The organism is Streptomyces sp. NPDC049970 (genome assembly GCF_040660235.1).
GTDB lineage: Bacteria > Actinomycetota > Actinomycetes > Streptomycetales > Streptomycetaceae > Streptomyces.
The window spans coordinates 1-18,576 of sequence record NZ_JBFALP010000009.1; the positions used below are offsets into that span (position 1 = coordinate 1).

Consider the following 18,576-nt stretch of genomic DNA (forward strand, 5'->3'; position numbering starts at 1 on the left):
GCATACACCGACACATCCACCGGCGCCAGATCCAACACACCCCCCACCGGAAAACCCGGCCCCCGCAACGAGAACTGCTCCCACAACCGCCAACGGCGGCCCAGCATCGGAGCGTCGCCGTCACTCATGTGCCACCCCTGCGGGGATGTCGGTGAGCTCCTCGGCGACGATCTCCGCCAGCTCGGCGGGGGTGGGATAGGCGAATACGAGGGCTACGGCCACCTCGGTGCCCACCGCCTCCTGGAGCCGGCCGGTGATCTGGAACGCGGTCAGCGAATCTCCGCCCGCCTCGAAGAAGTCGGCGTGCTCGTCCAGTTCCTCGTTGCTCAGCGCCTCCCGGAACAGGCCGGTGATCAGTACGGTCAGACCGGCGGTGGTACGCAGGTCCTGCACAGTGGTCCAGTCCTGAACACTCACAGTGACTCCTTTGACAGTGTTGAAGGTGATGGCAGTACCGAGAGGGACGAGGGGCGCGAGAAGGCGGCCGGGGACGGTACGAGCGGCGGCGCGGAGCGCGGGTCCGGCGCGGTGGCCGAGCCCGCCGCGCGCATGGCGGCGAGCGCGGACGGTGAATTGCCGCCGGAGACCACCACCGCCGTGCGTCCGCGGACGCCGTACCGGAGCGCGCCGGCCAGGGCGACGCTCCCGCTCGGCTCGGCGGGGACCCCGGCGCGGTTCAGCAGCTCCATCGCCGCGAGCACCTCCTCGTCGTCGACGGCGATCAGCTCGTCGACGCGCCGCTGGACGATGGGGAAGATGACCTCGCCGGGCCGCTGGCCCCGCAGTCCGTCGGCGACGGTCCGCGAGGCGGGCAACTCGACCGGTCGCCCGGCGGCGACCGACACGGCGTAGCGCCGGGCCTCTCGGGGCTCCACGCCGATGATCCGCAGCGGGCGTCCGGCGAGATCGGCGGCCAGGCAGCTGCCGGCCAGGAGCCCGCCACCGCCGACCGGGACGAAGAGCACGTCGAGATCGGGCTCCTCCTCCAGGATCTCCAGCGCGACGGTCCCCTGTCCGGCGACGACGTGCTCGTCGTCGGAGGACGGCACGAGCAGGGCCCCGGTGTCGGCGGCCAGTTGCCGGGCGAGCAGGTCGCGCGCGGCGACGCCGCCCTCCACCGCCAGCACCCGGGCGCCGAGTGCGCGGATCGCGTCGGCCTTGGCCCGGCCCGCTCCGGCGGCCATGACCACGGTGGCCTCGGCGCCGGTCCTGCGGGCGAGCGCGGCCACCGCTATGCCGTGGTTCCCCGAGGAGCCGGCGACCACCGCCCGGGCGGCCCGGCCCAGCATCGCGTTGGCGGCGCCACGCGCCTTGAACGAGCCGCCGCGCTGGAGGTGTTCGGCCTTCAGCAGCAGTCCGGAGGGACCGGACGGACCCAGCAGTCCGTCGGCGCTCAGCAGCGGCGTACGGCGTACCGGTCCGCGGATCCGCTCGGCCGCCGCGCGTACCTCGGCCGCGGCGAGGCGGACACCGGCGGCGGTCACGGCGTCCGCCCCGGGAAGGACGGGCCACCGCCGCGCAGGGCGGCCCTGTCCGCCTTGCCCGTGCGGGTGGTGGGCAGCCGCTCGATGCGGTGGAAGCGGCGCGGCATCATGTGGGTCGGCAGGAAGCCGGCCAGATGTCTGCGAAGCTCCGAGTCGGTGACCGTGTCCAGGTCACCGGTGACATGGGCGTAGAGGAACACCCGGCCCTGGTCGTCGGGTTCCGCGGTGACCACGGTGCCGGTCACCCGGGGGTGCCCGAGCAGCACACCCTCGATCTCGGCCGGATCGACCCGGTAGCCCCGGATCTTCACCTGCCGGTCGGAGCGGCCCAGGTACTCCAGCACCCCGTCAGCTCTGCTGCGCGCCAGATCGCCGGTGCGGAAGGCGCGGGAGCCCGGCGGTCCGCCCGGGTCGGGACGGAAGCGGTCGGCGGTGAGCGCGGGCAGCCCTCGGTAGCCGCGCGCGACGCCGATGCCGCCGAGGGCGATCTCGCCGATCTCTCCCGGAGGGACCTCCCGCTCGTCGGGGCCGATCAGCCTCGCCGTCATCCCGTCGACCGGGGTACCGACCAGATCGGCGGTGGTCTCCGGCTCGGCCGGCACGGCGTAGCGGGTGGCCGTCATGGTGCACTCGGAGGGGCCGTACTGGTTGACCAGATCGCCCGGCAGCACCCGGCGCGCCCCGGAACTGAGGAAGGGCAGCAGCGACTCGCCGCTGGAGACCACCAGACGCAGTCCGCTCAGCCGATCTCCTGCCCGGTCCTGCTGGGAGAGGAAGGTGAGGAAGGACGGCGTCACGCTCAGCAGCGTGTTGACGCCGTACTCCCGGAGGGTCTCCGCGAAGCTGTCGGCGCGCAGCAGGGTGCTCCGTTCCGCCAGTACCACGGTGCCCCCGGCCACCAGTGGGGCGAAGGTGTCCCGGATGGAGGCGTCGTAGCCGAGCGGTGCGACCTGGAGCGCCACGGTGTGCGGGCCGAGGCCGTAGTCGCGGGCGATGAAGCCCAGGTAGGAGTCGAGACCGGCGCGCTCGATCAGTACCGCGTTGGGGCTGCCGGTGGAGCCGGAGGTGTGGCTGACGTAGGCCAGCTGTCGTCCGGAGACCTCGGGCAGCCCGTCGGGGGCCCCGCCGGGCCCTTCGCCCGCGTCGACGTCGTCAGGGCCCTCCGGCCCGTACAGCTCGTCGAGTTCGACGACCGGTCCGTCCACCGGCAGGCTCAGGGTCTGCCGCAGGGTGCGGCGGGTGAGCAGGCTGGTGGCACCGGCGCTGTCGACCATGGCGGCCAGTCGGGGCTGCGGCTGGGTCACGTCGAGCGTGAGGAAGGCGCCTCCGGCGCGGAGCACCGCCGCCACCGCCACCACACTCTCCGGTCCCGGTTCCAGGGCGATGGCGCAGACCTGTTCCCGGCCGACCCCGCGGGTGGTCAGGGCGTGGGCCAGCCGGTCGATCCGGGCGTCGAGCCGGCGGTAGCTGAGCGAGGTGCTGCCGGTGCGCAACGCGACGGCTTCCGGGGTGCGCACGGCGTGTGCGCGTATCGCGTCGAGGAAGCTCACCATGACGGCACTCCCCCCTGCTGGTGCTCCTGGTCGACGGCGACGAAGCGGAGTTCGGAGGTGTAGGCGTTGCCCTGGTCGTCGGTCAGCCAGGCGTGCTCCGGCGTCGGGAGCATCTCCGTGATCGTCAGCTTCGCCCCAGGATCCTTCCGGGCCAACCGCCGCGCCGCCTTGGCAAGGATGTTCACGTAGACCGGCGCGTCGAAGTCCACGTAGAACGGACGCGGCTCCGTCGGCGACACCACGAACACATAACGCGGCAACCCGAGCCCACTACGCCAGTTGCGCGCCCGCACATACCGACGCGCCTCACTCTTCTCCCCCGCGAACTCCAGATCCCCACCCGTGAACCGCCACGACTCCCGACTCACCACCAACTTGTCCACCGCCACCCGCGGCACATGATCCGCGTCGGGGCGGAGCGCGAACCGGTCCATGACGCGGTTGGTGAGGGCGTGGCTGAAGACGTCCAGCACATCGAACTCGGCGCCGTCCGGCAGTACGGCCGTCAGCCGGCCGTCGTGGTCGGCGACGGTGACCTCGGCGCTGAGCACGGTGCGGTCCCGGTGCGGGTCACTGGTGTGCTCGGCCACAGCGACGAAGTAGTCCTCCGGACGGTCGAGTGCGGGGCGGCTGCGCGCCGACCACTTCAGCGGCAGCTCCTTGGGCAGCATCGGCATCAGGCGGGGGCCGGGGAAGTCCCGGCCGGTCTCGGCGATCAGCTCCTCGACGGCAGGGTGCTGGTTGACGAAGAGCGAGGCGGCCACGGTGTTCATGGCGATGTGCAGCTCGCCGAGGACGAGTTCGAACTCGCCGCGCTCCACGGCGGCGGCGTCCTTGGCCATGATCAGGATGTCGGGGCTGACATAGCGGGAGAGCGACCAGCCGTCGCGCGGACCGTCGAACTCCTCCCGGACCCGTTCGGCGATGTCCGCCGAGGACAGTTGCACCCGGCGGGCGCCTTCCGGGGCGTCGATGATCCTCGCCCAGCGCTCGCGCAGCTCGGCTCCGATCCGGTCCGCCTCCGGCATGGACTCGGCGTGCGGAGCGGGCAGGCAGGCGAACCAGAGCGAGGCCAGATCGGTGGTCGGCCGGTCACCGCGTACGCGGTCGAAGGACTCGCGGATACGGGTGCGCATGGACTCCGCGTACCGGCTGGTGAGCCAGCCCACTGCGGTCAGGCACATCGAGAGCGGCGTCAGCTCGTCGAGGACGGCGGGGCTGAGCCGGGCGGTGGCGGAGCGTCGGGTGTCGGAGTAGACGAGTGAGCGGTTGGGGGCGGTGCGGGTGCCCTTGGCACGCTGGGAGGCGGTGTCGGTGATCCGGGTGAAGTCCTCCTCCAGCCCGGCCAGCGCCTCGCACAGAGCGGTGGCGTCCCGCCCCGCCGCCTGCACCCGGTCACGACCCCGCTCCAGCACCTCCAGCGGTGCAAGCACACGCTCCCGCAGACCGGCATCCCCGACCCGCTCCAGCACCGCACGCAACTCCCGCTCCGGCCGGGCACCGGAAGGAACCTCCAACCGCCAGGTCACCCAACGGCGACGGACCAGCTCGGTCAGCAGTGTCTCGGTCCCGTCGACGGGCAGGGCCAGTTCGCCGGCGAGGTCGCCGAGGGTACGGCGACCGTCGACCAGTTCCAGCAGCGGCAGCAGCTCGGGCGGGACGGGCTGTCCGGGCCGCCCCGGGAGCTGCACCACCGCACCGGTCGTGTGCCGTTCGAAGCGGGCGAACGGAATGCGTCGTGGGGGTATCCAGGCCATCAGGCGCTCGTCCGCGGACAACGTCCTCGCCAACGCGTCGATCGACCAACTCGAGAAGAACACCGACGACGAAGCCGTCAACCCCTCCCCAGGATCAACCACCACCCCCCGCACCGAACCATCCACACGACCCCAGCCCACCGGACCGAAGAACCCGATCGTGTCGTTCTTCACACAGAAACGCTGCCAGTAATGCGCCACCAACTCCTCACGCTGACGCGGCATACTCGACCGCCCCGACGCAGACGGAACCCACCCCAGAAAAGGACCGATCCCCGTCCGCAACACCGTACGGTTCTGCCACGCCACCGCAGCAGTGAAATCCGAACCCCCCGCAACCCCCTGCAAACACACAGCGGTCCGCGCCGCAACCTCCCCGAACACCCCCTCGAACTCATCCCAATCCGGACCCGACAACCCCACCCCACCAGCAAACTTGTCCGCATACACCGACACATCCACCGGCGCCAGATCCAACACACCCCCCACCGGAAAACCCGGCCCCCGCAACGAGAACTGCTCCCACAACCGCCAACGCCCACCGGGCAGATAAACGGCTTCCTGCTTTTCCGCGGCCATGATGGTCTACCTCTCGGAGCTACGGTCGGCCGCGCACCATTCGAGAACGGCACGGGCACTGTGGTATTTGTTCTCGGCCTGGTCGAAAGCGATGCTGGCCGGGCCGTCGAGTACGTCCGCCGTGACCTCTTCGCCGCGATGCGCGGGAAGATCGTGCATGAACACCGCGTCCGGACTGGTCGCCATGATGTTCCCGGTCACCTGGAAGGGCGCGAACACCTCGCGCCAGTCGGCGGTCGGCTTCTCGGTCCCGGTGGTCTGCCAGCGGGTGGTGTAGACGACGTCGGCGGCCGGCAGGTCCGCCATGTCGTGGCGTTCCTCGATCCGTGCACCGGTGCGCTTCGCGTAGACCGCCGCCCGCTCCAGGTACTCGGGCGCCAGCCCGTACCCGGGCGGGGTACGCAGCGTGAGCCGGGTGCCCCGGAAGCGGGAGAGCGCCAGCGCCAGGGCGGAGGCGGTGTTGTTGCCCTCGCCCACGTAGAGCACGTGCAGGTCCTCGATCCGGCCGAACCTGCGCAGCAGGGTCGTGAGGTCGGCAAGGGCCTGGGTGGGGTGCTCGCCCTCGCTCATCGCGTTGACGACCGCCATCCGCCGCTGGTTCGCGTAGGCGCGCAGTTCACGCTCGGGGCCGGCGGTGCGCGCCACCAGCACGTCGATCATCCGGGAGAGCACGGCGGCGCTGTCCTCCACCGTCTCCCCGGTGTTCTCCTGGAGGTCCCCCGGGCCGTACGTGATCAGGCGTCCGCCCAGCCGCAGGGCCCCGGCGGAGAAGGCGGTACGGGTACGGGTCGAGGTCTTGCGGAACAGCACGCCGACGACGGTGTCCGCCAGCGGGCGGGCCTCGTCGGCGGCGCCCGCCGAGAACTCGGCGCCGCGCCGGGCGATCTCCCGCAGCTCCTCGTCGGACAGGTCGTCGATGGAAATCAGATGACGGCGTTCGGCCTGGGGCATGGTGCGTCCTCCTGGGTGGAGCAGGGGCGGGGCGGCGACAGCGGGCGGGCGGTGCCGGACCTCAGCGGGTGAGCAGTGCGGCGCGCAGCACGCCGATGCCGTGGTCGAGCTCCTCCGGGGTGATGGTCAGCGGCGGCAGCACCTTGACCACTTCGTCGTCCCGGCCGGAGAGCTCGACGATCAGCCCGTGGTCGAAGGCGTACCGCTGCACCGCTGCGGCACGGTCGCCGCCGCCGCATCGGCCGAGGTCGATGCCCAGCACCATGCCGCGCCCCCGGACGACGATCTCCGGTTCGACGGAGGTGAGCTCGGCCCTCAGCTCGGCCAGTCGACGGGCCGGTTCCGGGAGCCGGGCGAGGAAGTCCGGGCTGCTCCACAGCTCGGCGGCGGCGGTCGCGGCGACGAAGGCGAGCTGGTTGCCCCGGAAGGTTCCGGTGTGCTCGCCCGGTTCCCAGACGTCGAGCCGGGGGTGGAAGAGGGTGAGTGCCAGGGGGAGTCCGTATCCGCTGATGGACTTGGAGACGGTGACGATGTCCGGGACTATGCCGGACTCCTCGAAGGCGAAGAAGGTGCCGGTGCGGCCGCAGCCGGACTGGATCTCGTCGCAGATCAGCAGGATGTCGTGGCGTTCGGTGACGGCGCGCAGCCGGCGCAGCCAGTCGGCGGACGCCTGGTAGACGCCGCCCTCCATCTGGAGCGGCTCGACGATCACCGCGGCGGGCGTCTCCACCCCGGAGGAGGAGTCGGCCAGCAGCCGTTCGATGAACCCGATGGAGTCGAACGGGCCCTGCGGTCCGTCCTCGTAGGGGATGAAGGTGACCTCGTCCTGGCCGTGCACCCCGCCGGCACGGCGAGCGCGGCCGTTCCCGGTGACGGCCAGCGAGCCGCGGGACATCCCGTGGTAACCGCCGCTGAAGGCGAAGATCCCCCTGCGGCCGGTGGCCTTCCGGGCGAGCTTCAGGGCCGCCTCGACCGCGTCGGTGCCGGTGGGGCCGGAGAACTGCACGGTGTAGTCGAGGCCGCGGGGCCGCAGGATGTGCTCGGTGAGTGCGACCAGGAAGGACCGCTTGGCCGCGGTGTACATGTCGAGGCCGTGCATCATCCCGTCGGCCTCGAGGTACTCGGCGATCCGCGTCTTGATCGCGCCGGGGTTGTGGCCGTAGTTGAGCGATCCCGCGCCGCAGAAGAAGTCGGTGAAGACCCGGCCGTCCTCGGCGTACAGCCGCGCGCCCCTGGCGCGTTCGAAGACCACCGGGAACTTGCGGCAGTAGCTGCGGACGTGGGACTCGTGGCGCTCGAAGACCGCGACGTCCGGCGGTCCGGGCACGGCCGGGGGCGGGGTGAGGGAGGGAGGAGTGATCGCGGTGGTCATGGCGGTCGGTGGTCCTTTCGTTCTCGCGTGTCTTGCCGGTTCCGCCGGCGCCTGCGGCTCGGCGTGACGCGCTGCCGCACGCCGAGCACGTGCGGAGACGTTCTGCCTGGTGGGGCCGGGGCCGCCGTGCGGGCGGCGGCTCAGCAGTGCTGCTGTGCCGATGTGCGCCGTTGTGCCGATGTACGCCGTCGTATCGATGTGCGCTGTCGTGCCGGGCGGACCGGTCCCTACCGGCCGCCGTCCGCCGGCCGGGCGGCAGCCGGACGGCGCTCCCGCCTCCGTGCCCCGAGGACCGGCGCGGACGCCGCGGAGGACACGGGCGGGTAGCCGGGGAGGGCGGCGGAGAGTGCGGCCACGGTGGTGTGCTCGAAGAGCGCGCGGACCGGGACGTCGATCCCGAGCGCGGCCCGCAGCCGTACGGAGACCCGGGTCGCCAGCAGGGAGTGCCCGCCGAGCTGGAAGAAGTCGTGGTCGACTCCGAGGCCCTGCACGCCCAGTACCGCCTCCCAGATCCCGGCCACGGCACGTTCACGGTCGGTGCGCGGTGGCGTGCCGGCGGTGGCGTCCTCGGGTTGCCGCCAGCTCTCCACGGCGGGCAGCGCCTTGCGGTCGACCTTGCCGTTCGGTGTTCGCGGCAACGCGTCCAGCAGCACGAACGCCTCGGGCACCAGGTAGTCCGGCAGGTCTGCCAGCAGGGCGGTCCGCAGTTCCTCGGGGCCGGGGACGGAGCCGGACGGCAGGTCCGCTCCGGCGCGTGGCACCAGGTATGCGGCCAACCGCTGGTCGCCTCCGGGCTGCGGCACCGCGCAGACCACGGCGGCGCGGAAGGTGCCCAGCGCCAGCAGCGCGGACTCGATCTCGCCCGGCTCGATCCGGTGGCCCCGGATCTTCACCTGGTGGTCGGCGCGGCCCAGGATCTCCAGCGAGCCGTCCGGTCGTCGGCGCGCCAGGTCCCCGGTGCGGTACAGCCGTGCTCCGGGTCGCCCGGAGAACGGGTCGGGGACGAAGACCCCGGCCGTCTGGGCCGGGCGGCCGTGGTAGCCCCAGCCGAGTCCGCTGCCGCCGATCCACACCTCTCCGACAGCGCCCTCGGAGACCGGTTCCAGCCGCTCGTCCAGCAGGTAGAGCTCCGTGTTGCCGCGCAGTTGCCAGTCCACGGTGCGCCCGTGGGCGTCGAGGCGGGCGGTGGTGGCCCAGACCGTGGTCTCGGTGGGTCCGTACAGATCCCAGACCCGGGCGCCGTCGGCGGCCAGCCGCACCGCCAGTTCGGTGTGCAGCCTCTCACCCCCGCTGAGCACGGTCAGTCCGGCTCCCGGCCGCCAGCCGACGTCCAGCAGCATCCGCAGGGTGACCGGGGTGGCCTGCACCACGCCGAGCCCGGCGGTGCCGATCAGTGCGGCCATCCGCTCCGGATCGCGGGCCTGTTCGGCGTCGGCCAGCAGCAGCCGGGCACCCGTCAGCAGCGGAAGGCAGAGCTCCATCAGCGACGGGTCGAAGGCGACCGTGGTGATGCCCAGGAAGGCGCCGCCGGGACGAAGGGGCAGTCGGCCCGCCATCGCGACCAGGAAGTGTGTCAGCGAGCGGTGCTCGATCAGCACGCCTTTGGGACCGCCGGTCGAGCCCGAGGTGTAGAAGACGTAGGCGAGTTCGTCCGGTCCGGGACGGCGCGACGGCGCCGAGCGGGGGGCGGCCCCCAGCCGGGTCCGCTCGGCGGGGTCGTCCAGCAGCACGGTGCGGTCCTCCGCCGGGCGGAGCCCGGCTGCCACGTCGTCCAGCCGGCCGACGAGCGCCGTTTCGCTGACCAGCACCGCCGCTCCGGCGTCCTGGAGCAGATAGCCGATCCGGCCGCCGGGGTATCCAGGGTCGAGCGGCAGGTAGACGGCGCCGGCCTTGTGCACCGCCAGCAGGGCTACCAGCAGTGCGGGACCGCGTTCCAGGAAGACCCCGACGGGGGTTCCCGGCCCGGCACCTGTCTCGGCCAGGCGGTGCGCCAACTGGTTGGCCCTGGTGTCCAGTTCGGTGTAGCTGAGGGATTCGCCCGCGCAGCTGACCGCGACCGCGTCGGGGGTGCGGGCCACCTGACGCTCGAACAGCTCGGTCCAGGGGACCTCCGGCACCTTCAGGCCGGTGCCGTTGCCATGGGCCAGCAACCTGCGCCTCTCCCGTCCGGGCAAGGCCGTGAGCCCGCCCGCCGTCCGGGAGACCGAGGCCTCCGGATCAGCCATGACGGCGTTCAGCAGCTCCACGAACGCGGTGCCGATCGCTTCGGCGGTATCCGGATCGAACAGCGCGGTGGCGTACTGCATCCGGCCGGCGATCCGGCCGTCCGGCAGGGAGAGCAGGTCGAGCGCCACGTCGAGGGCGGTGCCGGAGGCCGGGGTGGAGATCATCTCGGTGTCCAGGCCCGGCAGGTAGTCCGGCCGCTCCCCCATGGTGAGCAGTTGGAAGGAGACCTGGAAGAGGGGGTTGCGGGACAGGTCACGCTCCAGGCCCAGCTCGGCGACGATCTGCTCGAACGGCAGATCGGCGTGGGAGAACGCGGCCAGTGCGTCGGTCCTGACCCTGCGCAGCAGCTCCGCGAAGGACAACTCGCCGCCCAGATCGGTGCGTAGCACCACGGTGTTGACGAACAGTCCGATCAGACCGTTCAGCCGGGGCAGCCCCCGGCCGCTGACCGGGGTGCCCACCGCGATGTCGGTACGGCCGGCCAGCCGCCCCAGGGTGGCCTGGAAGGCGGCGAGCAGCACCATGAACCGCGTGGCCCGCTGCTGCCGGGCCAGCCGGTCCACTCCGGCCGCCAGCTCGGCCGGAATGGTGAATCGGACGATGTCGGCGGCACCGTCCCAGACCGCCGGGCGCGGCCGGTCGGCCGGCAGCGTGAGCGGCTCCAGACCCGCCAGCCGCTCACGCCAGTGGGCGCGCTGGCGCTCACCGCGCGGCCCGGCCAGCCGTCCGACCTGCTCGGCGGCGGCGTCGGCGTACTGGAGGGGCAGCGGCTCCGGTTCCGCGACGGCCGCCGGGCTGCCGGTACGGGCCCGGTACCCGGCCGCCAGTTCCCGGGTGAGCACCGCCCAGGAGGAGAAGTCGAAGGCGATGTGGTGGACCACGATCAGCAGGAGCTGGTCCTGCTCGGCCAGCCGCACCAGGGTCAGGCGCAGCGGCGGTGCCGAGTCCAGCGGCAGCGGCCGTACCACCTCGGCAGCGACGAGCCCGGCGAGCCGCCGCTCCCGTTCCTCGGAGGGCAGTCCGCGCAGGTCCCGGTGTTCCAGCGGTACCGCGACCGTGGGCTCGACCACCGCCACCGGCTCGCCGTCCACAGCCGGGTACCGCGTTCGCAGCACCTCGTGGCGGGCGAGTACCGCGGCGAACGCACCGGTCAGCGCCTTCTCGTCGAGGTCGCCGCGGATCCGCAGCGCCAGCGGCAGCAGATCGTCGGGCGTACCGGGGCGCAGACTGTCGAGGAACCACAGTCGCCGCTGTGCGAACGACATCGGTCGGCCGGCACTCATCTCGTGGGCATCACCGCTGTCCACCGTCACCTCCATGGAGCGGACCGGTCCAGGAGCCATCGACGGCTCCGGACACCTGCGAGTCTCCGCGTCGCCCCGCCTCCCGCCCAGAGAACTTCCGGCAGCCGCATCGGCGGAGCCCTCCTGCCCGTGGCTCCCTTGCCGCCCCCGGGGACGCCCGTCAGCCGGGACAGCGGCCTCCGCCGCACCGTCCGGGCGAGGAAGGACAGCCGCACCTGACGGCTGTGGTTCGAGATGTCCGCCCTCAGGCCCCCACCGGACTCCGTTGCGGCGACACGGAGGGTGGCCGCCGAACACCGGCAGGTTGAACCGGTGTTCGGTTCATATGGAGACGGAGAGGGGGCGTGGCCTCGCATCCCGCCCGACGAGAACTTCGAGCAGTCGCCGTACGCCTGAGGACGCCAACGGTGTCACCGGCATCGAGCTGTCCCTGACCCGGCACGAACGTGCCGTCTCCGCACACTCGGACATGGACGGCGTGGAGTTCGTCAAGGCAGGCGTGAGTGAATACCTGACGGGAGCCGAGCCGTTCGAGGAACCGCGCTCGGGCAGTGCCGTCGCTCGGATGCGACAGCTTCCTACGATGCGGGCTCATCTCCGTCCAGCCTCTCGACACGACCGCCTGTTGCTGCGGGTCCCCTACACGGCGGTCGTCCGGTAGGTCGTCGGGGTACGCGGCCGCGCCGGGGGATGACCACGGGTAGTCGTCGCCCTGCGCGGCTGCGGGAGCTCGATGAGAACTGCACGATGCGGCGATGAGTTTTCCCGGCCCGGCCGGTCTACGGTTCGTCAGGTGATCAGAAAGCGTGAAACAGGAGGAGCGACATGAGCCAGTTGCTGCGGGTCCAGAACTTCACCGTCTCGAGTGACGGGTTCGGCGCCGGCGAGGGCCAGAGCCTCGAGAAGCCGTTCGGCCATGCCGATCCGGGGAACTTGCTCGCCTGGGCCTTTGCCACCGACCACCCACCCATCAAACGCTCCGGACCCGGTGGCCGAGGTCTGGACGACTACTTCACGCGCGACTACGCCCGCAACATCGGCGCCGAGATCATGGGCCGCAACAAGTTCGGGCCGCAGCGCGGCCCCTGGCAGGACCACGAGTGGCAGGGCTGGTGGGGTGACGAGCCGCCGTTCCACACGCCGGTGTTCGTCATGACGCACCACGAGCGCCCGTCGTTCACGCTCTCCGACACTACGTTCCACTTCGTGGACGGCGACCCGGCCGCGGTGCTCTCCCAGGCGAAGGAGGCCGCGCAGGGCAAGGACGTCCGGCTCGGCGGTGGGGCCACGATCATCCGGCAGTTCCTCGAGGCCGACCTCCTCGACACCTTGCATGTGGCGGTCGCGCCGACGAAGCTCGGCTCCGGGGCCCGGCTGTGGGAGTCCCCCGACGAACTGCTCGACCGGTTCCACCAGGACGTCGTCCCCAGCCCGAGCGGCGTGACGCACCACCTGTTCTGGCGGAGGTGAGACCGGAGGGCGACATCACCGTCCTGGCCGAGGACGCTCCTCCTCTCTTCGCCCTCCGACGACGCGAAAGTTGAACCCAAGGCCCACAAGTCCACGACGGTCGGTGGATGCCCTTCCTGGAGTGCCGGCCGGTCGGTGATGGCGAGAGCCACGTGGGCCACGATGATGGGCTGTGGCGACGGTGCGCTCTTCCGCCTGGCCTGCCGTCGCGGTTCGTCCGCCCGGTGCCGGCAGGGATCCTGCCGGCACCGGCGCGGGTCGTTCTCAGTTCTGGTTCAGCGGAAGTGCGATGTCGACGACCTGGCGGCCGGCCGGGAACGAGCCGACGAGGGACGTCTCACCGTCGAGGATGTTCACCTCGTAGAAGCGCTGCTTCCCACCGGTGGACAGCGCGGCGAACCCGCGGTTGGAGCCGTCGGAGATCTTGTAGTAGATGTCGAAGCCGGCCCAGGGTCCTGCGTTCACTCCCAGGTTTCCGGTGGGGGCGAGGGTGCCGGCGTTGGCCGGGGACTGGAGGGAGACCCGGTCGTTGACCGTGTCGATGTCGAACAGGGTCGTGGCGGTGGCCGCGTTGAGGTCGTTGTTGGTGTAAGCGGCTCCCGTGACGCCGAGCGCGGTCGATGGCGGTGTGGTCGGGTTGGTGAGGGTGCCGTCGACGGTGGTGGTGCGTGGTGCGGCCGGGTCGTCGATGTTGTGGCGCAGGTTCTGTCCGGTGTCGCTGATGACGCGCAGCCGGTTGGCGGCCGGGTTGAAGTCGACGCCGAAGTTCTTGCCCGCCAGTGCGACGGTGAGCTGGGAGACCTTGACGGCCTGGGCGTCACTGTTGACGGTGTAGATGCCGCCCCGGTCGCCGACGCCGTAGAGCTTGCCGTTCTGGACCCGGAAGTCGATGCCGACCAGCTTCCTGTCCGCCCTCAGGCCGGAGACCTTGCCGAATGACCAGCTGTCGGCGGGGCGGGAGACCTGGAAGCCGACCAGGCGCTGGTCGGAGGTCAGCCCCACGCTGATGAGACCGGGCGACGCCGCCCGCCCGCGCGGGCCGAACGGGGTGGGCTCGGTTCCGGCCGATGCGAGAGCAGGGGCGGCAAGGGACAGAGCGATGGCTCCGGCAGCGGCGGCCGAAAGAAGACGAGTACGCACGGTTGCACTCCGAACGGTAGTCAGCCCGCCCACGCATCGGGGCGGGTCCACCGTTACTTCGGCGCCACCTACGCACCGGTTTGGGCTGATGGCGATATACACACCGAATGGCGCTAAAAGACACGTCTGCGTGCGGCCATTCAGGGGCATCGCCGGTACCCGCAGACCTGAGCGAGCGCCTTCCGGCACTCCCACGTCTGGCTTCGGAAAGTAGCCAGTCGTCGCCGTGCGTGTTTACGTCGCTGGGTGATGCCGGTGTCCGGTCGGCCCCAGCCCCCGTAGGAGAAACCCATGCGTATATCCCTGCTCGCTCCCGCAGTCGCCGTCGCAGCCCTGAGCCCTCTCGCCTTCGCCGCATCCGCGGCGGTCGCCATGCCGGCAGGACCTGCCGCGCGGACCGCCGCCGTGGCGGGCGAGACAGCGGCCGACGACGCACCGCACGCGATCGGCCTCGCGCACGACCAGCTCATCGCCTTCTCGACACACGCCCCTGGCCACGCCCGCTCGATCGGGCACGTACGCGGCCTGTCCGGCGACACCAAGCTCATCGGCATCGACTACCGCGTGCAGAACGGTGCACTGTACGGCGTGGGTGACCAGGGCGGCATCTACACCCTCGACACCCGCAACGCCAAGGCGACGAAGGTGTCGCAGCTGACGGTGGACCTGGACGGCGAGTACTTCGGCGTCGACTTCAACCCGGCCGCCAACCGGCTGCGCGTCATCAGCGACACCGGACAGAACCTGCGCCACAACATCGACGACAAGAAGGCCCCGCTCACCACCACCGTCGACGGCAAGCTCACCAACCCCGCCACGCCCCCCTCCACGACAACGCCCACCGCGAAAGGCGTCACCGGCGCCGGCTACACCAACAACGATCTGAACAGCGACACCGCGACCACCCTGTTCGACCTCGACACGGTCAACGACCGCATCTCGCTGCAGTCCCCCGCCAACGCAGGCAGCCTCGCCCCCACCGGCAGCCTGGGCGTCAAAGCAGGCCCCTCCGCGGGCTTCGACGTCCACTACGCCCCCAAGAGCGGCACCAACCTCGGCTTCGCCACACTCCACGTCAACGGCGCCGCTCGCCTGTACAACATCGACCTGCTCACCGGAGAAGCCACCCACCGGGGAGACTTTCCCGCGGACCTCCAGGTCACCGACCTCGCTGTGGCGCTGAACCGGAAACCGCAGGGTGGCATGCACACCGGCGGCGGCGCCCTCGCCTCCGCCACCCTCACCCCAGGGAGCGGTCTGCACCTCAACGCAGCAGGCACAGCCGTCGGCACCCTGCTCCTGCTCGGCGGCATCGGAGCCGGCACGCGGGTCATTGCCAGGCGGGAGAACAGCACCGACCGCGCTGCCTGACCACCCTTTGCCCAGCGGCCTTCACTCCTCAACCGCATCGGTCGCCCGACCCGTATCGCCGTGGTGAGAAGCCGCGACACGAGGCGATGAGCGGACCGGTCACTGAGCGCACAACCCGTCCAGACCCCGCCGGGCAACATACGGGAGTCCGGGCGGAGGCCGCAGGGGCACCATAAGGAGACCAGGACGCCCCTGCGGCGTTCCACTTCCACCGCGCCGCGTTTCAAGGGCGATGGAAGTGACCGACGCGCCGCCGCCGGCGGGCTGGCCACGGCGGCGCGTCATCAACACCGCCACCCTCAGGTGACGCCGTCGACATCCCGTATTCGTGACACCCACGGCATTGGATTGCCCCGACCGGCACGATCACCCATCCGGCCTAAGGGCTGTCCTGGCATGGCGCACGTCGTCCGTCGGTGGACTGTCGGCAATGGACCGCCCCGAGCCAGGTGGAGACTCGATTCCGTGGAAGTATTGAGTCATGGCACGACCTTCCCGTCAGCCGCTTGAGCTGCGCCGTCGCGCGGTGCGCAGGGTCGGCGAGGTCCGCGGCGACTACCCGACCGAGACGGCGGCACTGCAGTCCGTCGCCGAAAAGAGGGCCACCGGCAAGGTCACGAGGTGGCCCGCTGCACTGTCGAGCGCCTGATGCCTGAGCTGGGGTATCAGCGGCGCGGTCCGCGGCAAGGAGATCGTCACCACGGTCGGTGAGCGGGCCCGCGCCCACCCGCTCACGGCTGCATTCCCAAGACCACTCACCCGGCTCACCCGGGGTTCGCGCCCCCTGCGCGCCGACCGGGCCGTGGCGGGGAGTCGGTCTACGCTCGCGCCGTGCCATCGGCGATCGAGGTCCTCAAGCGTCTGGTCATCGGGCGCGCCCGGCGGAGTGAGGAACTGGGTGAGACGCTGCTGCCCAAGCGGCTGGCCCTGCCCATCTTCGCGTCCGACCCGCTTTCCTCCGTGGCGTACGCCACGCAGGAGATTCTGCTGGTCCTCACCCTGGGTGGGCTGGCCTACCTGCACTTCACCCCGTGGATCGGGGCAGCGGTCGTCGCGCTGATGACCGTGGTGGTGCTGTCGTACCGGCAGGTCGTGCACGCCTACCCGAACGGAGGCGGATCGTACGCGGTCGCCTCGGCCAACCTCGGCCCCTCCGCCGGCCTGGTCGTCGGGGCCTCGCTGCTGGTCGACTACGTGATGACGGTGGCGGTCTCCGTGGCCTCCGGGGTGGACAACATCATCTCGGCGCTGCCGTCCCTGGCCGGGTACCGCGTGCTGATGGCACTGGGTTTCGTGGCGCTGCTCACCGCGCTGAACCTGCGGGGCCTGCGCGAGTCCGGCCGGTTGTTCGCCGCTCCCACCTATCTCTTCATCGGCGGTGTGCTGATCATGATCGGCACCGGGCTGCTGCGCTACGTACTGGGCGACGCCCCGGTCGCCGAGAGCTCCCGGTACGGCATCACCCCTCAGAAGGGGGACCTGGACCTGGCCGGTTTCGCACTGGTCATGCTGGTGCTCCGCGCCTTCTCCAGCGGCTGTACGGCGCTGACCGGCGTGGAGGCGATCTCCAACGGGGTGTCCGCGTTCCGCAGGCCCAAGGCGCGGAACGCGGCCAGCACGCTGGCCTCCATGGGCGTCATCGCCGTCGTACTGTTCGCGGGCGTGACCACGCTGGCGATCATCTCCGACGTGCACATCGCCGATGACGCCTGCCGGCTGACCGGGCTGACCGACTGCGCCCACTACACCCAGCGCACCGTCATCGCGCAGCTCGCCGCCGCTGTCTTCGGCGGGTCCACCAGCTTCGGTTTCTACTACATCCAGGCAGCCACGGCCCTGGTCCTGATCCTCGCGGCGAACACCGCGTTCAACGGCTTCCCCCTGCTCGCCTCGATCCTCGCCCAGGACAGCTACCTCCCGCGTCAGCTGCACAACCGCGGTGACCGGCTCGTCTTCTCCAACGGCGTCATCGCCCTGGCCGTCGTCGCCGGGCTACTGCTGTACGGATTCCGGGCCGACGTCACGAGCCTGATCCACCTCTACATCCTCGGCGTCTTCACGTCCTTCACCCTCTCCCAGACCGGCATGGTCCGGCACTGGAACAGCGCCCTGCGCACCGAGACCGACCCCGCACAGCGCCGCCGGCACCACCTGGCCCGGGCGGTCAACTCCACCGGTGCCGTCGTCACCGGGCTGGTCCTGGTCATCGTGCTGGCCACCAAGTTCACCCAGGGGGCATGGCTGGCCGTCGTCGCCGCCACCCTGCTGTGGCTGATGATGCGGGGCATCCGCCGGCAGTACGAGAGGACCTCCGCCGAGCTCGCGGTGACGGACCCACGCCAGGACAGCGTCCCGCCCACCCGGGTCCTGGCCATCGTGCTCGTCGCCAGACTCCACAAGCCGACGCTCCGAGCCCTCGCCTACGCCCGTGCCTTCCGGCCCGACACTCTCGAGGCAGTCACCGTCGCGGTCGACCAGGAGTCCCTGGACACGCTGCGCAGGCAGTGGAACGAGTTCGACGTCCAGGTGCCTCTGCGGGTGCTTCGCTCGCCGTACCGCGAGATCACCAGACCGGCGGTGGAATACGTACGCTCGGTCCGCCGCGACGGACCCCACGACGTCATCGCCGTCTTCATCCCGGAGTACGTCGTCGGCCACTGGTGGGAGAACCTCCTCCACAACCAGACCGCCTTCTGGCTCAAGAGCCGCCTGCTCCTCACCCCCGGCATCACCGTGACCAGCGTCCCCTGGCAGCTCTCCTCCGCCTCCGGCCGCCGTCGGCCCATCGCCCGCGCCCCCGGCTCGGTTCGCCGCGGAGAGCCTCCCAACGCGGTCGGACACACCACGGCACACGTCTCGTCACGGCGGCCGGGCACGAAATGACCGCCCCCGATCCGGTGCCGTGACGCGAATGGAGCAGAGCACGGAGCGAGCCCCGTCGGACTGGGGAAAAATCGGGCCATGACAAACGCCCCGATAGTCATCCACTCGCCGAACCCGTCGGGGGGACGGCTCGTCACCGTGCACATCAACGGCCGCGAGGAACGTCTCGGCATCGCGCACAACGACCAGGAACTCATCGCCTTCCTCGCCGACGCGGGTCTCGAAGACCCCGAGCGGGTCCTGGACAGCCGGGCCCTCATCACCTGGGAAGGCACCGCGGCCCACCGGTACACAGCAGCCTGAGGCGACCGGCGGCACCGACACGCACCACGGGCAGGCGCGCACCAGGCCCCGCGAATACCGGCCAATGCCCGCGGCTCGGGAAGCTCATCCGGTCCGGCCGTCCGGCGGCGCTACGGCGACGGGACGGGACGAGACGGGACGAGACGGCGGGGCCCTGACCGTCCTCACCTGCCGGAATGCCGG

The 18,576-nt window shown here is 71.2% G+C and carries 12 protein-coding genes and 1 pseudogene; 5 read left to right on the plus strand and 8 right to left on the minus strand.

What is annotated here, in order from left to right; all coding sequences use genetic code 11:
* Window positions 1–120: 120 nt before the first annotated feature.
* The 7 genes from AB0I83_RS17980 to AB0I83_RS18010 form a co-directional block, all read right to left on the minus strand.
* Window positions 121–417 (minus strand): acyl carrier protein, encoded by a 297-nt coding sequence (locus AB0I83_RS17980; protein ID WP_356538243.1) that lies wholly within the window; start codon window positions 415–417, stop codon window positions 121–123.
* Complete coding sequence (locus tag AB0I83_RS17985) at window positions 414–1,484, minus strand: threonine/serine dehydratase (protein WP_356844355.1); 1,071 nt, start codon at window positions 1,482–1,484, stop codon at window positions 414–416. The genes AB0I83_RS17980 and AB0I83_RS17985 overlap by 4 nt, the downstream gene beginning before the upstream one ends.
* Window positions 1,481–3,037, minus strand: a complete 1,557-nt coding sequence (locus AB0I83_RS17990; protein ID WP_363305237.1) for an amino acid adenylation domain-containing protein — start codon at window positions 3,035–3,037, stop codon at window positions 1,481–1,483. The genes AB0I83_RS17985 and AB0I83_RS17990 overlap by 4 nt, the downstream gene beginning before the upstream one ends.
* Entirely contained in the window at window positions 3,031–5,373 is a 2,343-nt protein-coding gene (locus AB0I83_RS17995) for a lantibiotic dehydratase (protein ID WP_363305238.1), read from the minus strand. The genes AB0I83_RS17990 and AB0I83_RS17995 overlap by 7 nt, the downstream gene beginning before the upstream one ends.
* A gap of 6 nt (window positions 5,374–5,379) precedes the next feature.
* Window positions 5,380–6,324: an ornithine carbamoyltransferase gene (locus AB0I83_RS18000; protein ID WP_363305239.1), complete on the minus strand. Its 945-nt coding sequence runs from the start codon at window positions 6,322–6,324 to the stop codon at window positions 5,380–5,382.
* Between the two features lie 61 nt (window positions 6,325–6,385).
* The gene (locus tag AB0I83_RS18005) at window positions 6,386–7,696 is read right to left on the minus strand and encodes a diaminobutyrate--2-oxoglutarate transaminase (RefSeq protein WP_363305240.1); all 1,311 of its coding nucleotides are present in this window, start codon (window positions 7,694–7,696) and stop codon (window positions 6,386–6,388) included.
* Between the two features lie 227 nt (window positions 7,697–7,923).
* Entirely contained in the window at window positions 7,924–11,265 is a 3,342-nt protein-coding gene (locus tag AB0I83_RS18010) for an amino acid adenylation domain-containing protein (protein WP_363305241.1), read from the minus strand.
* Between the two features lie 786 nt (window positions 11,266–12,051).
* Here AB0I83_RS18010 and AB0I83_RS18015 point away from each other — a divergent pair.
* Entirely contained in the window at window positions 12,052–12,696 is a 645-nt protein-coding gene (locus AB0I83_RS18015; RefSeq protein WP_363305242.1) for a dihydrofolate reductase family protein, read from the plus strand.
* Between the two features lie 264 nt (window positions 12,697–12,960).
* Here the strand turns inward: AB0I83_RS18015 and AB0I83_RS18020 are convergent, their stop codons facing one another.
* Window positions 12,961–13,836: a DUF4394 domain-containing protein gene (locus AB0I83_RS18020; protein ID WP_363305243.1), complete on the minus strand. Its 876-nt coding sequence runs from the start codon at window positions 13,834–13,836 to the stop codon at window positions 12,961–12,963.
* A gap of 291 nt (window positions 13,837–14,127) precedes the next feature.
* On the opposite strand from AB0I83_RS18020, the pseudogene AB0I83_RS18025 reads away from it, so the two are divergent.
* The 4 genes and pseudogenes from AB0I83_RS18025 to AB0I83_RS18040 form a co-directional block, all read left to right on the plus strand.
* Window positions 14,128–15,027: pseudogene (locus AB0I83_RS18025) on the plus strand (DUF4394 domain-containing protein); the annotation flags it as partial.
* Window positions 15,028–15,688: 661 nt separating this feature from the next.
* Window positions 15,689–15,856, plus strand: coding sequence for a hypothetical protein (locus tag AB0I83_RS18030; RefSeq protein WP_363305244.1), 168 nt, complete (start codon window positions 15,689–15,691; stop codon window positions 15,854–15,856).
* 182 nt (window positions 15,857–16,038) lie between these two features.
* Window positions 16,039–18,090 carry an APC family permease gene (locus tag AB0I83_RS18035; protein WP_363305245.1) on the plus strand — a complete coding sequence of 684 codons (2,052 nt, stop codon included), beginning with the start codon at window positions 16,039–16,041 and terminating at the stop codon, window positions 18,088–18,090.
* 78 nt (window positions 18,091–18,168) lie between these two features.
* Window positions 18,169–18,393: a hypothetical protein gene (locus AB0I83_RS18040; protein ID WP_356530830.1), complete on the plus strand. Its 225-nt coding sequence runs from the start codon at window positions 18,169–18,171 to the stop codon at window positions 18,391–18,393.
* Window positions 18,394–18,576: the final 183 nt, after the last annotated feature.